The organism is Micromonospora sp. I033, assembly GCF_053890995.1.
In genome coordinates, this window is the sequence record NZ_JBSSLX010000043.1 from 1 (window position 1) to 12,921 (window position 12,921).

Consider the following 12,921-nt stretch of genomic DNA (forward strand, 5'->3'; position numbering starts at 1 on the left):
CCCGATCCGGCGCGGCGAGGCGGCGGCCGGGGGGATCCGGCCGCCGCCTCACCCCACCTTCACCTACCGGGCGGACGCCTCGTCGGCGTGCCGGCGGAGCCACTCCAGCGCCGACCCGGCGTGGCGCAGCACCGAGATGTGCCCGTCCTCCGGGTGGCGGCGCAGCTCCGCGGCGGGGCACCGGCCGGCCAGCCACTCGGCGTGGGCCACCGGCGCGATCCCGTCCCGCTCACCGTGCAGCAGCAGCACCGGCGGCGTCACCCGGGCGGGATCGAAGCCCCATGGACGCACGTACGCCAGGTCGTCGTCGATCAGCCCGCCCGGGCCGGCCCGCACCGCCGGGCCCACCACACTGTCGAACCAGGACCACTCGCCGTGCAGCGCGGCCAGGTCGGCCGGGGTGAACTCCGGGTCGTACGCGGCACCCGAGGTCTCGTGCGCCTCCTTGGCCGCCCGTCCCGCGGCGGCCGCCCGCAGTGACGCCACCCCGGCGGGCACCATGCCCGCGAACCAGTCCAGCCCGGCCGCGCCGTACGGGGCCAGGCCGGCGCCGACCACCACCGCGACCACCCGCTCGGCCAGGAGCGCGCCGCAGGCCAGGGCGTGTGGGCCGCCGCCGGAGTGGCCCATCACCGCGAACCGGTGGAGGCCCAGCGCGTCGGCCACGGCGGCGACGTCGGTGGCGGCGGAGGCGATGTCCCGTCCCGGCAGGGGCGTCGACCCGCCGTAGCCCGGGCGGTCGTGGGAGACCCAGCGGAGGCCGAGCTCGTCGGCCGCGGCGAACAGCGGCGCGGGTGGCGCACCGATGTTCGGCGTGCCGTGATGCCAGAAGACGGCCAGCCGGTCCGACCCGCCGGTGTCGTAGACGTGCAGGGTGCGACCGTCGCCCAGGCGCAGGTCCGTCTCGGTCACCATGAGCGGAGGGTACGTCCGCCCCGTCTCCGCCGCCGACCGGCCGAAAGCGTGCGACGCCGCCGCCACGCCGTACGGGCGGGCACCGCTACGGTCGGGGCGTGACCGAGCGCGCCCACCTGACCGAGACCCGGGCCGCGTACGACACCGTCGCCGTCGACTACGCCGCGCTGGTCACCGCCAGACTGCCCGAGCTGCCGCTGGACCGGGCGCTGCTCGGGGCCTTCGCCGAGCTGGCCCGCGCCACCGGCGGGCCGGTGGCCGACCTCGGCTGCGGCCCCGGCCACGTCACCGCCCACCTGGTGGGCCTGGGCGTCGAGGCCTTCGGCGTCGACCTGTCGCCGCGGATGGTCGCGCTGGCCCGGCAGGCGTATCCGGGGTTGCGCTTCGAGGCCGGCTCGATGACCGCGCTGGACCTGCCCGACGGGCGGCTCGGCGGGGTGCTCAGCTGGTGGTCCATCGTGCACACACCGCGCGAACTGCTGCCCCGGGTCTTCGCCGAGTTCCACCGGGTGCTCGCCCCCGGCGGGCACGCGTTGCTCGGCTTCCACGGCGGGGACGACGAGCACGTCCGCCGCGACCGGGCCTACGGCCACCCGGTGCCGCTCGACGTGCACTTCGCCCGGCCGGAGGGGATCGCCGGGCTGCTCGCGGAGGCGGGTCTCGTGGTGACCGCGACCATGTGGGCGGCGCCGGAGGAGGGACGGCGCCGCCCGTCGGCGTACCTGTTCGCCCGCAGGCCCGGGTAGGGTCGACCACGTGGCGGTGTTCGGGGCGGTCCTGCTGGTCGTCGGCTGTCTCGCGGCGATCCTCGTGCTCCTGGCCCGGCTCGGGGCGCGGGTCCGGCGGCGGGGTGTCGGCGGCGACGTGATGGGTCCGTTCGACGAGATCTGGCATCCCTCCGCCCACCGGTTCCGGGCCGAAGTCAAGGTGTACGAGGAGCGCGTGGTGCCGTCCCGCACCGGCGAACCGGAGGATGTGGTCTAGGTCACACGACCTGGTCCGGGCGGGCTGTCGAATCGGTTGTTCCTCGGCCGTCGGCAGGGTGGAGGCCGGCGCGGGGCCGGACCCGAAGGAGGCACCATCATGCGACTCACCATCACCACGTTCCTGACCCTGGACGGCGTCATGCAGGCCCCGGGTGGGCAGGAGGAGGACCGCTCCGGCGGGTTCGACCTGGGCGGCTGGCTGCCACCGCACTTCGACGAGACGGTCGGCGGGTGGATGGGCGAGACCCTCGAGCGGGCCGAGGCCCTGCTGCTCGGCCGCCGCACCTACGACATCATGGCCGCCTACTGGCCGCACGTGACCGACCCGGCCGAAGGCGGGCCGGACAACCCGCTCAACCGGCTGCCCAAGTACGTCGCCACCAACCGCGACGACGAGCTGACCTGGTCGGGTTCCCACCGCCTCGGCGGTGACCTGGCCGCCGCCGTCACCGAACTCAAGAACCGACCCGGCGGCGAACTCCAGGTGCACGGCAGCGGCGCGCTCGCCCGGTCGCTCATGCGGGAGAACCTCATCGACACGTACCAGCTGCTGGTGTTTCCCGTGGTGCTGGGGCGCGGACAGCGACTCTTCGCCGACGGCGTGCCCCCGGCGGGCCTGCGGCTGACCGGCACCCGCACCTCCGGCAGCGGGGTGACCATGCTGACCTACGACAGCGCCGGCGCGCCGGCCTTCGGCACCGTCTGAGGGCGAGCCGAGAATGCGGACACCGCGTCATCCGCGGGCGTGCGGCCCGGCCGCGCGCCCGCCGCGCCGGCCGTGAAAGTCGCTGTCCGGTTGCCGGAGCGCAGTGATGGACGGATGGCGGGACCGGGCCGCTAGGGTGACCGACGTGACGGACGGCGTGCGCGTGGTCGAGGTGGTGCCCTACGACCCGGCCTGGCCGGAGCGGTTCGAGGCCGAACAACGGCTGTTGTCGGATGCCCTGCCCGTGGCGCTGCACATCGAGCACATCGGATCCACCAGTGTGCCCGGCCTGGCGGCCAAGCCCATCATCGACATCATGGCGGTGGTACCTGAGGTTCAAGCGGTCGTCGCTGACCTCCGACCGCTTGAGCGGCTCGGGTACGTCTACCGTCCGGCGGCCTTCCCCGAGGACAGTGATCACCTGTTCTTCGCGAAGGACAGCGCCGCGAAGCGGAGCCACCACCTCCACGTCTTCGGCGTCACGTCGTTGGTGCCGGAAGAGAACCGGGTCTTTCGCGCCTACATCGCGGCCAACCCCGACGCCGCCCGACGCTACGAGGCGGCGAAGAAGCGTGCGGCCGAGTTGAATCCCTACAGCCGGGCCCAGTACGGCGCCGCGAAGGAAGCAACGATGGTGCAGCTGTCGGCCGAGGCCCGCCTGTGGAGCGAATCAGCTCGGCGGCTGATGTGACCGTACGAGGGCCGGCTTAGCTGCTAGCGCCGCACAAAGATCAGGCAGGCCGCAGAGGCCGCGACGGTGATGAAAGCCGCTACGGTCAGCGCTACCGCGAGCGGATCCGGAGTCGATGGAAGCTCCGCTGACGCTCCCAGGACGATGGTGCCACCTATCAGAGCGAGAGACCCGCCTCTGCGCATCGGCTGCGGCGCGAGACCCTGAAGTAGCGGCGGGACACGCCGCGTGACGATTATTCCGATGCCTAGAGCTGTGGCAGCGATGCCGAGAAGCCCAAACACCAACAGGACGGCGACAGGAGGGGATGCTGACGAGGTGAGCACGAACGTGATCTTCACACGCATCGATTCCAGTGGCTACCCCGACTGCGCGGCGGGACCGGCGTTGCCCCAACCGGTACCTGTCCTCTGGCATTTTTCGCTGACATGGGGTGGGAAGGGTGCGCCCGGCAGGATTCGAACCTGCGGCCTTGGGATTAGAAGTCCCCTGCTCTATCCGCTGAGCTACGGGCGCGCGTCGACGATGTCGCGCCAAGAGGGTACCGCCGACCCGGGGCCTGCCGGGGGAACGGGTGGTCGCGGGCCACGTCGCTGCTCAGCGTCCCACAGCCGGGTTCCCGCGGGCACCCCGGAAAACCGGGTCCCGGGCCACCGGCGCCGGACCGGTCCGTACCCTCGGCGTCGTGCTGCTCGACCAGGAAACCGAGAACGAGATCGCCTACGAGCTGTGCCAGCTCCTCGGCCGCGCCATCCTGCCCGTGGCCGGGTCCGACGGCCCCGGCGCGCCGGCCGGGACCTTCGGCACCGCCTTCTTCTACAGCGAGCTGATCGGCGCGACCGACGACGGGGAGGTGGTGCACGAGTGGCTGCTCACCGCCGCCGCGACCACCCGGACGCCGTACGGGGAGATCGGGCTGCGGCCGAGCGTCACCGAGCCGGCGGACGCGGCCGCGGAGCCGATCGAGCTGTCCGACTTCGCCGACCGGTGGCTGCACCTGCCGGAGATCGGGCTGGCGGCCATGCCGACCGGCGGGCTGCACGGGCACGCCGAGGACCGGGGCTGGAGCTGGCGTACCCAGCAGGTGACCGACGCAGTGGCCGCTCCGGCCGACGCGGTCGCCCGGGTCGGCGCGGAGCCCGGCTCGGCGTTCGTGCTGGCGCTCGGCGTCGGCGCCGACGGGTCGCGGCCGCTGGAGGCGGTGATCGAGCGGGTGTCGCGCGACGGCGACGAGGTGCGGGTTACCACCGAACTGCCGCCGGGGTACGTGGGCGCGCCGGTGTTCGGCGTCGAGGCGCCCGACGGGGACCTCTCGCTGCGCTGCCTGGGTCTCCTGCTGCCGGCGAACGACGGCGGTCACCCGGTCGCGACGTTCGACCGGATCCGGGCGGCCCTGTCGGCGGCGACCGCCGGCTACCGCTGACCCGCCCGGCTCAGCCCTCGGTGGTCGCGCCGGCCGGCTCGTCGGCCGGTCGCCGTGGTGCCGGCGTCGCGGGCTCCGGCTCGGTCGGCCCGACGCCGAGGAAGCCGTCCGCCCACCGTCCGACCTCCGCGAAAACCTTTTCCCGTACGGCGGGGCCGGACAGGGTCAGGTCGTGCAGCCCGCCGTCGAAGCGGGTCAGGGTGACGTGCCGGCCGAGCCGGGGCGCCCAGCGCACCATGTGCTCCACGTCGAGCACCGCGTCGGCGAGGGTGGCGGAGTCGTGCCACTTGGTGCCCCGGTAGCTGCGGGTGGAGCAGGCCAGCAGCACCGGCACCGGGATGTCCAGCCCGGCCCGGAGCTGGCGCTGGCCGGCCCGGATCGCGTTGATCCAGCCGGCCCGCACCGGGAACCCGGCGAGCGGCTTCCAGGCCAGGTCGTAGCGCCACTCGCCGCGGTGGTCGGCGTGCAGGCTCTCGCCGTACATGGTGCCCAGCCCGAACGGGAGGATGCGCTGCGGCGCCCGGCGGCCCAGCCGGGAGACGGCGGCCGCGAGGGGTCGACGGACCAGCCAGGGCGCGTTGATGTCGAAGAACGGACTGTTCAGGAAGATCCCGTCGACCAGGCCGGCCTCGCGGCGGGCGTGCGCCCAGAGCGAGATGATCAGGCCGCCGGTGGAGTGGCCCATGGCGAGCAGGGTGTCGTGCCCGTCGTCCTCGCGGATGATCTTCGCGGCGGCGTCCAGTTCGGGGAAGTATTCGCTCAGGTCGCGGCAGAAGTTCGGGGTCTGGTGCGGTTGCAGGCTGCGGCCGTACTTGCGCAGGTCGAGCGCGTAGAAGTCCCAGCCGCGCTCGGCGAAGAAGTCGGCGACGTGGGTCTGGAAGAAGTAGTCGACGAAGCCGTGCACGTACAGGACGGCCCGGCCGGTCGGGCGCTCCGCCCGCCGGCGGACCAGGGTCGCGACGACCGGTCCCTCGTCGTCGGTGCCCAGGTCGATCGTCTGCCGCTCGTACGGCGGTCCCAGCACGTCCGGTTCCACGACCGCGACGGTACGCCGCGACGCTACCCGGCGGTAGCCCCCCGCCCCCGCCCGCCGGCACCACCGGCCACGGGCGGGGGCGGGGCGCCCTCAGACGGTCTCGGCGTCGGCCCGCTCGGCGGCCTGCGCGGGGATGCCCTCGGGCTGGTCCGTCTCGCGCAGGTGCTTGTTGTGGCGCGGCTCCTGCCGGGTCTTCGCGTCGTTGAGCCGGCGGCGCAGGTCGTCCCGGACGTCGTTGAGCGCGGCGTGCAGGTCCTCCTCGCCGGAGGTGGTGACGATCTTCTGGCGGCCGGCGATCCAGCACTCCAGGGTGACCTTCTGGCCCCGGGCGTTCCGGTCCTTGACCGACACCTCCAGCTCGGTGGCGTCGGCGTGGAACCCGGCGAGCCGGGCGTCGAGGGTCGCGAACTGCTCCGCGATCCAGTTCCGGTCACCCTGGGAGAACCCGGCACCGACCCGGAGGCACTCGGCCACGGTCGCGGGGTTCGCCACGGCGCTCATCGGCGGGCCTCGCAGACGTCTCGGAGAAGCATCGTCGCTCCCTTTCTCTCGGTTGATCAAGTTCATACCCAGTCGGCGCGCGTCCGGAACCGCACCACCGGGTGACCCTTCCGACGTTGTTCCGCCGCAGGTCAGGGCGGTAGGGCCCGCGACAGCTAGCAGACCGGACCTTGATCAGGCGGTTGTCCACAGGGCCGCCCGTCGTCCACAGCCGGGCCGGGACGGCTGGCCCGGGCCCCGTCGCCGGCCGAGGCTCGGTCGGACAAGCCGAGTTCCCCTGGGAGGGGCGATGTTCGATACGTACGTCACGATCGTCGGCAACGTGCTGACCGCGCCGGAGTGGCGCCGGACCACCCAGAGCAACACGCTGGTGGCCAACTTCAAGGTCGCCTCGACCGCCCGCCGCCTCGACCGGGAGAGCGGCCGCTGGGTCGACGGCAACAGCCTGCGCGTGCGGGTGAACTGCTGGCGCAAGCTGGCGGAGGGGGTGGCCGCCTCGGTGGCGGTCGGTGACCCCGTGGTGGTCGCCGGCCGCCTCTACACCCGCGACTGGACCGACGACGCCGGCAACCACCGCACCCTCTACGAGCTGGAGGCGGTCGCCGTCGGGCACGACCTGTCCCGGGGGCGCGCCCGGTTCCTGCGCAACCGGCCGAGCATGACGACCAGCACGGTGGAGGACGCCGAGGCGGAGCGCCGGGTGCACGGCGAGGCCACCGAGCCGGTGCCGGACACGCAGGCCCCGGCGTCGCTCGACGACCGGCCGTTCGACGACGAGTTCCCGCCGCCGGGTTTCGACGCCCCGCGGGTCGGGCTGTCCGGCCGGGTGCACGCGGCGGCGGGTGACCCCGACGAGCTGGCCGACCCGTTCGACGACCGGCCCGACGGCCCGGCCGACGAGGAGGACGACGAGCTGGCCGCGGAGGAGGACGACGAGCTGGCGGCCGAGCCGGCCGCCGGTGAGCCCGACCCGACCGACGGCGTCGAGGGGGTGACCGGGACCGGCCGCGGCCGGCGGGGCCGGCGGCGGACTCCGGTGCCTGCCTGAGCCGCCTGATCGTGCAACGGGGGAGCGGGGTGGTGACGCCGGCGTGGCCACCCCGCCGTACGGCTAGGCTGGCCGGCCGGAGGTGGTGACGGGTGCGGCAGGCGACCGCCATGGCGAACGCGGCGGGACTGGTGGCGGGCTACGCGCTGGACTCGCTGCTCGGCGATCCCCGACGGTGGCATCCGGTGGCCGGCTTCGGTCGGGCGGCCGGCGCCCTGGAGCGGCGGGTCTACCGACCCGAGCGGTCGGCCGGCGCGGCGTTCACCGCGCTCGCGGTCGGCGCGCCGGTGCTGCTCGGCGTGGCCGCAGGCCTCGCCACCCGGCGTCGCCCGGTGGCCCGGGCCGCGCTGGTGGCCGCCGGCACCTGGACGGTGCTGGGCGGCCGCACCCTGCGGCACGAGTCGCGGCTGATGGCCCGGGCGTTGCAGTCCGGTGACCTGCCCGCCGCCCGGGGGCGGCTCAACCACCTCTGCGGACGGGACCCGTCGGCCCTCGACGAGCCGGAGCTCGCCCGGGCCACCGTCGAGTCGGTCGCCGAGAACACCTCCGACGCGGTGGTCGCCCCGCTGGTCTGGGGCGCCGTCGCCGGGCTGCCCGGCCTGCTCGGCTACCGGGCGGCGAACACGCTCGACGCGATGGTGGGCCACCGCTCACCCCGCTACGCCCGCTTCGGCACCCCGGCCGCCCGCCTGGACGACCTGCTCAACCTGATCCCGGCCCGGCTGACCGGGCTGCTCACCGTCGCCGTGGCGCCGGCCGCGCACGGGGACCGCGCGACCGCCTGGCGGGTCTGGCGCCGGGACCGCAACGACCACCCGAGCCCGAACGCCGGCCAGTGCGAGGCGGCGATGGCCGGCGCGCTCGGCGTCCGGCTCGGCGGGCGCAACGTCTACTTCGGACGCGAGGAGACCCGGCCGTTCCTCGGGGACGGGCCCCGGCCCGAGGCGCGGCACCTGAAGCGGGCCGCCCGGATCTCCGGCGCCGTCGGGCTGGCCGCGCTCGGCCTCGCGGCGGCGTACCCGGTGACGGTCGGCCGCCTGGTCGGCGCGACCGGCCGCGCCGCGTTGCGCACCCTCGGCCGGGTGCGTCCGGGGAGCGGGCGATGAGCGGCGGGCTGCTGGTCGCCGGGACCACCTCCGACGCCGGCAAGAGCGTGCTCACCGCCGGCATCTGCCGTTGGCTGCGCCGCCGGGGCGTCCGGGTCGCCCCGTTCAAGGCGCAGAACATGTCCAACAACTCGGCCGTGGTGGTCGGGCCGGACGGGCGCGGCGGCGAGATCGGCCGCGCCCAGGCCATGCAGGCGGCCGCCTGCGGGCTCGCCCCGGACCTGCGCTTCAACCCGGTCCTGCTCAAGCCGGGCAGCGACCACGCCAGCCAGGTGGTGCTGCTCGGCGAGGCGGTGGACACGGTCACCGCCGGCAACTACCGCGAGCTGCGTCCCCGGCTCGCCGGGACCGCCTACGCGGCCCTGGCCGAGCTGCGGGCCGAGTACGACGTGGTGATCTGCGAGGGCGCGGGCAGCCCGGCCGAGATCAACCTGCGGGCCGGCGACTACGTGAACATGGGGCTGGCCCGGCACGCCGGCCTGCCCGCCATCGTGGTCGGCGACATCGACCGGGGCGGGGTGTTCGCCTCGATGTTCGGCACGGTCGCGCTGCTCGACCCGGCCGACCAGGCGCTGGTCGCCGGCTTCGTGATCAACAAGTTCCGGGGTGACCTCGGGCTGCTCCGGCCGGGGCTGGACATGCTGCACCGGGTCACCGGCCGCCCCACCCTCGGGGTGCTGCCGTGGGCGCTCGACCTCTGGCTCGACGCGGAGGACTCGCTCGCGTACGGGCGGGTGCTCGGCCGGCCGGCGGCGCCCCGGGGCACCGACTGGCTCGACGTGGCGGTGGTCCGGCTGCCCCGGATCAGCAACGCCACCGACGTCGAGGCGCTGGCCACCGAGCCCGGCGTCCGGGTGCGACTGACCATCGAGCCGGCCGAGCTGGCCGCCGCCGACCTGGTGGTGCTCCCCGGCTCCAAGTCGACCGTGGCCGACCTGGCCTGGCTGCGGGAGACCGGCCTGGCCGACGCGGTCCTCGCGCACGCCGCCGCCGGCAAACCGCTGCTCGGCATCTGCGGCGGGTTCCAGATGCTCTCCCGGGCCATTCACGACCCGGTGGAGAGCCGCCAGGGTAGCGTGCCCGGTCTGGGGCTGCTCCCCGTCGAAGTCACCTTCGACGCGCGCAAGACGGTCCGGCGCGCCGCCGGCACGGCCGCCGGGGACGTGCCGGTCCACGGATACGAGATCCACCACGGCCAGGTCTCGGCCGCCGACCCGGGCCTGCCGCCGCTGCTCCGCTACGCCGACGGCACCGGCGAGGGGGCCCGGCTGGGCGTGGTGCACGCCACCCACTGGCACGGGGCCTTCGAGTCCGACGCCTTCCGCCGCCGCTTCCTCACCGAGGTCGCCGCACAGGCCGGGCGGACCGGGTTCAAGGTCGCTCCGGACACCGCGTTCGCCGCCGCCCGGGAACGCACCCTGGACCTGCTCGGCGACCTCGTCGAGGAGCACCTCGACACGGACGCGCTGTGGCGGCTCATCGAGTCCGGCCCGCCCGCGGGCCTGCCGTTCATCCCACCCGGCGCGCCGACCAGCTGAGGGCGGCGAACGTCTGAGCGAGCCGGGCGCGCCGAGCCGGGGCGCGCCGGCCACTTGAGCCGGCCAAGGGCGCCGGCGACCTGAGCCGGCCGGGTGGGCGGTCAGTAGCGGACGTCGGCGGGGCGGTCGGACATCGGCAGTCCCGCCTCCCGCCAGCCCTGCACGCCGCCGATCATGTCGGTGGCCCGGCGCAGGCCGAGCGCCTGGAGGCTCGCGGCGGCGAGGCTGGAGCTGTAGCCCTCGCGGCAGACCAGGACGATCTCCCGGTCGTAGCTGGTCGACTCCGGGATGCGCCAGGCGCTGGCCGGGTCCAGCCGCCACTCCAGCACGGTCCGGTCGATGACGATCGCGCCGGGCAGTTCGCCCTGCTCGTGGCGCTGCGCCTCGGTGCGCGTGTCGACCAGCAGGGCCCCGGTGCGGACGGCCTCGACGGTGTCGTGCGGGGTGAGCCGGCGGAGGCCGGCCCGGGCCTGTTCGAGCAGGGCTTCGACGCCCGGACTCATCACGTCATGGAGCACCTCCCGATGATGCCCACGGCGAGGCCGGCCTGACCGGGGAACGGCCTGCTGGGCCACAGGATCCAGCGGAAGGGGGACCGTTACCGTCGGTCGGGTGACGGTGGCGGTGGTCGAGGCGTACGCCGGGTTGGCCCGGCGCGTGCTGGCCGGGCCGGCGCGGTTGGGGCGTACCCGGCTGGTGGCGGTCGACGGGCCGAGCGGCGCGGGCAAGAGCGTCTTCGCGACGCGCCTCGCGGACGCCCTCGCGGCGCTCTCCGGCGGTGCCCGGCCGCCGGTGGTCCGCACCGACGACCTGCTCGACGGCTGGGACGACCAGTTCACCTTCTGGCCCCGGCTGGAGGAGTGGGTGCTCGGACCGGTCCGGGCGGGCCGGCCCGGGTCCTACCGCCGGTACAGCTGGGTGCGCCGCCGGTTCCTGGACCGGCCGGTGCCGGTGCCGGCCGGGCCGGTGCTGGTCGTGGAGGGGGTGAGCGCCGCGCGGGCGGCGGTCCGGCCGGAGCTGACCCTGTCGGTCCTCGTCACCGCGCCGGCCGGGTTGCGGCTGTCCCGGGCCCTCGCGCGCGACGGCGCGGAGATCCTGCCCGAGCTGCGCCGGTGGCACGCCGGGGAACGGGCGCACTTCGCCGCCGACGGCACCGAGACCGCGGTGGACCTGGTGGTCGACGGCGCCCCCGACCTGCCGCACGACGCCGGCCGCTACTACGTCCGCCGGCTCTGAGACGGTGGGCTCGGACGGCGCGGCGAGGTAAGGCCGGCATACGATTCCGGTCATGACCACACCGATCATGTCCGAGTCCGAGGTGCGGGCCGCCGTCGAGCGGGAACTGCCCGGCGTCCGTGCCGACCTCGAGCGACTCGTCCGCATCCCGGGCATCGCCTTCGAGGGCTTCGACCACTCGCACGTCGAGCGTTCCGCGGAGGCGGTGGCGGAGCTGCTGCGCGGCTGCGGCCTCGACACGAAGATCGTGCGTTCCGGCGGCCAGCCGGCGGTGATCGGGACGAAGCCGGCCCCGCCCGGCGCGCCCACCGTCCTCATGTACGCCCACCACGACGTCCAGCCGGTCGGCGACCTCTCGCTCTGGGAGTCCGACCCGTTCGAGCCGGTGGAGCGGGACGGCCGCCTCTACGGCCGCGGCGCGGCCGACGACAAGGCCGGCATCATGGCGCACATCGCCGCGCTGCGCGCGTTCGGCGACCGGCTGCCGGTGGGCGTGGTCCTCTTCATCGAGGGCGAGGAGGAGTACGGCTCGGACTCGCTGGAGCAGCTGCTCATCGCGCACCGTGAGGAGCTCGCGTCGGACGTCATCGTGATCGCCGACTCCACCAACTGGGACGTCGGGGTGCCGGCGCTGACCACCTCGCTGCGCGGCATCGTCAACTGCTTCGTCGAGGTGCGCACCCTCGACCACGCCGTGCACAGCGGCATGTTCGGCGGAGCCGTGCCGGACGCGCTCACCGCGCTCGTGAAGCTGCTCGGCACGCTGCACGACGACGCCGGCAACGTGACCGTCGAGGGCCTGGTCGGCCGCGAGGGCGCCAGCGTCGACTACCCCGAGGACCGGTTCCGCGCCGAGGCCGGGCTGGTCTACGGCGCGCAGCTCTTCGGCAGCGGCCGGATCACCGACCGGCTCTGGACCAAGCCGGCCCTCGCGATCCTCGGCGTGGACGCCCCGGCCACCGGGGAGGCGCCGAACGCGCTGGTCCCGGCCGCCAAGGCGAAGCTGAGCGTACGGCTGGCGCCGGGCGACGACCCGAAGAAGGCGTACGCGGCGCTCATCGCGCACCTGGAGAAGCACGCCCCCTGGGGTGCGCAGGTGACGGTGACCTTCGAGCACGACGGCGCGCCCTGCGTCATCGACGCCACCGGACCGATGTTCGAGGCGGCGCGGGCGGCGTTCCGGGCTGCCTGGGACGGCACCGACCCGGTCGACATCGGCGTGGGTGGCTCCATCCCGTTCATCGCCACCTTCCAGGAGATGTTCCCCTCGGCGGCGATCCTGGTGACCGGCGTGGAGGACCCGCACGCCCGGGCGCACGGGCCCAACGAGAGCCTGCACCTGGGCGAGTTCGCCCGGGTCTGCGTGGCCGAGGCGCTGCTGCTGGCGAAGGTCGCCGAGGCGGGCGCGAACCGCACCTGAGGTGTCGAAACCGTAACTTCGGGGCCGATGTCGGAGTTTGCGGTGTGTCGGGCGACGGGGTGTTATAGCCTCTCGAACATGCGTACGAACGACGAGATGTCGCGGCTCCAGGCCGCCGTCAGTGCTCTGGGGGACGTCGACGTCTCCGCGTGGCCCGAGGACGCGCTCAAGGAACAGCTCGGCGAGCTCTCCGCCGTGCTGGTCACGCTCGACACGCTGCTCACCCGGGTCGCCGACGAGGTGCGCGCCCGCGGCCTCCGCATCGAGGAGCCCGTCTCGGCCTGAGCGGATCTTGGAGGGTTGACGTTCCTGAGG

Annotated in this window: 14 protein-coding genes, 1 tRNA gene and 1 pseudogene; 11 read left to right on the forward strand and 5 right to left on the reverse strand. The window is 74.6% G+C overall.

The features are described from left to right. Positions 1 to 63 precede the first annotated feature (63 nt). Complete coding sequence (locus ACW0Q9_RS10450; protein ID WP_456179994.1) at positions 64 to 915, reverse strand: alpha/beta fold hydrolase; 852 nt, start codon at positions 913 to 915, stop codon at positions 64 to 66. A gap of 98 nt (positions 916 to 1,013) precedes the next feature. Between ACW0Q9_RS10450 and ACW0Q9_RS10455 the strand changes: the two genes are divergently transcribed. The 4 genes from ACW0Q9_RS10455 (at position 1,014) to ACW0Q9_RS10470 (ending at position 3,298) form a co-directional block, all read left to right on the forward strand. After that, positions 1,014 to 1,661, forward strand: coding sequence for a class I SAM-dependent DNA methyltransferase (locus ACW0Q9_RS10455; RefSeq protein WP_456179996.1), 648 nt, complete (start codon positions 1,014 to 1,016; stop codon positions 1,659 to 1,661). Between the two features lie 10 nt (positions 1,662 to 1,671). Next, the gene (locus ACW0Q9_RS10460; protein WP_456179998.1) at positions 1,672 to 1,899 is read left to right on the forward strand and encodes a hypothetical protein; all 228 of its coding nucleotides are present in this window, start codon (positions 1,672 to 1,674) and stop codon (positions 1,897 to 1,899) included. A gap of 99 nt (positions 1,900 to 1,998) precedes the next feature. Continuing rightward, positions 1,999 to 2,607 (forward strand): dihydrofolate reductase family protein, encoded by a 609-nt coding sequence (locus ACW0Q9_RS10465; protein ID WP_456180000.1) that lies wholly within the window; start codon positions 1,999 to 2,001, stop codon positions 2,605 to 2,607. A 145-nt stretch (positions 2,608 to 2,752) separates the two neighbouring features. Further along, positions 2,753 to 3,298 carry a GrpB family protein gene (locus ACW0Q9_RS10470; protein WP_456180002.1) on the forward strand — a complete coding sequence of 182 codons (546 nt, stop codon included), beginning with the start codon at positions 2,753 to 2,755 and terminating at the stop codon, positions 3,296 to 3,298. 443 nt (positions 3,299 to 3,741) lie between these two features. Here ACW0Q9_RS10470 and ACW0Q9_RS10475 read toward each other — a convergent pair. Continuing rightward, positions 3,742 to 3,814, reverse strand: a tRNA-Arg gene (locus ACW0Q9_RS10475). A gap of 169 nt (positions 3,815 to 3,983) precedes the next feature. Between ACW0Q9_RS10475 and ACW0Q9_RS10480 the strand changes: the two genes are divergently transcribed. Next, on the forward strand, positions 3,984 to 4,721 hold the full coding sequence (locus ACW0Q9_RS10480; protein WP_456180004.1) for a hypothetical protein: 738 nt from the start codon (positions 3,984 to 3,986) through the stop codon (positions 4,719 to 4,721). A gap of 10 nt (positions 4,722 to 4,731) precedes the next feature. Here ACW0Q9_RS10480 and ACW0Q9_RS10485 read toward each other — a convergent pair whose 3' ends face one another. Both ACW0Q9_RS10485 and ACW0Q9_RS10490 read right to left on the reverse strand, forming a co-directional pair. Further along, positions 4,732 to 5,757 (reverse strand): alpha/beta hydrolase, encoded by a 1,026-nt coding sequence (locus tag ACW0Q9_RS10485; RefSeq protein WP_456180006.1) that lies wholly within the window; start codon positions 5,755 to 5,757, stop codon positions 4,732 to 4,734. A 90-nt stretch (positions 5,758 to 5,847) separates the two neighbouring features. After that, positions 5,848 to 6,258 (reverse strand): HPF/RaiA family ribosome-associated protein, encoded by a 411-nt coding sequence (locus tag ACW0Q9_RS10490; RefSeq protein WP_456180008.1) that lies wholly within the window; start codon positions 6,256 to 6,258, stop codon positions 5,848 to 5,850. 289 nt (positions 6,259 to 6,547) lie between these two features. On the opposite strand from ACW0Q9_RS10490, the gene ssb reads away from it, so the two are divergent. The 3 genes from ssb to ACW0Q9_RS10505 all read left to right on the forward strand — a co-directional run bounded on the left by ssb (position 6,548) and on the right by ACW0Q9_RS10505 (position 9,950). Then, complete coding sequence (gene ssb / locus ACW0Q9_RS10495) at positions 6,548 to 7,306, forward strand: single-stranded DNA-binding protein (protein WP_456180010.1); 759 nt, start codon at positions 6,548 to 6,550, stop codon at positions 7,304 to 7,306. A 92-nt stretch (positions 7,307 to 7,398) separates the two neighbouring features. Next, the gene (locus tag ACW0Q9_RS10500) at positions 7,399 to 8,412 is read left to right on the forward strand and encodes a cobalamin biosynthesis protein (protein WP_456180012.1); all 1,014 of its coding nucleotides are present in this window, start codon (positions 7,399 to 7,401) and stop codon (positions 8,410 to 8,412) included. Then, complete coding sequence (locus ACW0Q9_RS10505; protein ID WP_456180014.1) at positions 8,409 to 9,950, forward strand: cobyric acid synthase; 1,542 nt, start codon at positions 8,409 to 8,411, stop codon at positions 9,948 to 9,950. Before ACW0Q9_RS10500 ends, ACW0Q9_RS10505 begins: the two co-directional genes overlap by 4 nt. Positions 9,951 to 10,051: 101 nt before the next feature. Here ACW0Q9_RS10505 and ACW0Q9_RS10510 read toward each other — a convergent pair whose 3' ends face one another. Further along, entirely contained in the window at positions 10,052 to 10,453 is a 402-nt protein-coding gene (locus tag ACW0Q9_RS10510; RefSeq protein WP_456180048.1) for a rhodanese-like domain-containing protein, read from the reverse strand. A 109-nt stretch (positions 10,454 to 10,562) separates the two neighbouring features. Between ACW0Q9_RS10510 and ACW0Q9_RS10515 the strand changes: the two are divergent. The 3 genes and pseudogenes from ACW0Q9_RS10515 to ACW0Q9_RS10525 all read left to right on the forward strand — a co-directional run. Then, positions 10,563 to 11,264 (forward strand): annotated as a pseudogene (locus ACW0Q9_RS10515) (uridine kinase family protein); the annotation flags it as partial. Continuing rightward, the gene (locus ACW0Q9_RS10520; protein ID WP_456180050.1) at positions 11,254 to 12,606 is read left to right on the forward strand and encodes a M20/M25/M40 family metallo-hydrolase; all 1,353 of its coding nucleotides are present in this window, start codon (positions 11,254 to 11,256) and stop codon (positions 12,604 to 12,606) included. The pseudogene ACW0Q9_RS10515 and the gene ACW0Q9_RS10520, both read left to right, overlap by 11 nt. Before the next feature lie 78 nt (positions 12,607 to 12,684). Next, positions 12,685 to 12,891 (forward strand): hypothetical protein, encoded by a 207-nt coding sequence (locus tag ACW0Q9_RS10525; RefSeq protein WP_091269681.1) that lies wholly within the window; start codon positions 12,685 to 12,687, stop codon positions 12,889 to 12,891. Positions 12,892 to 12,921: the final 30 nt, after the last annotated feature.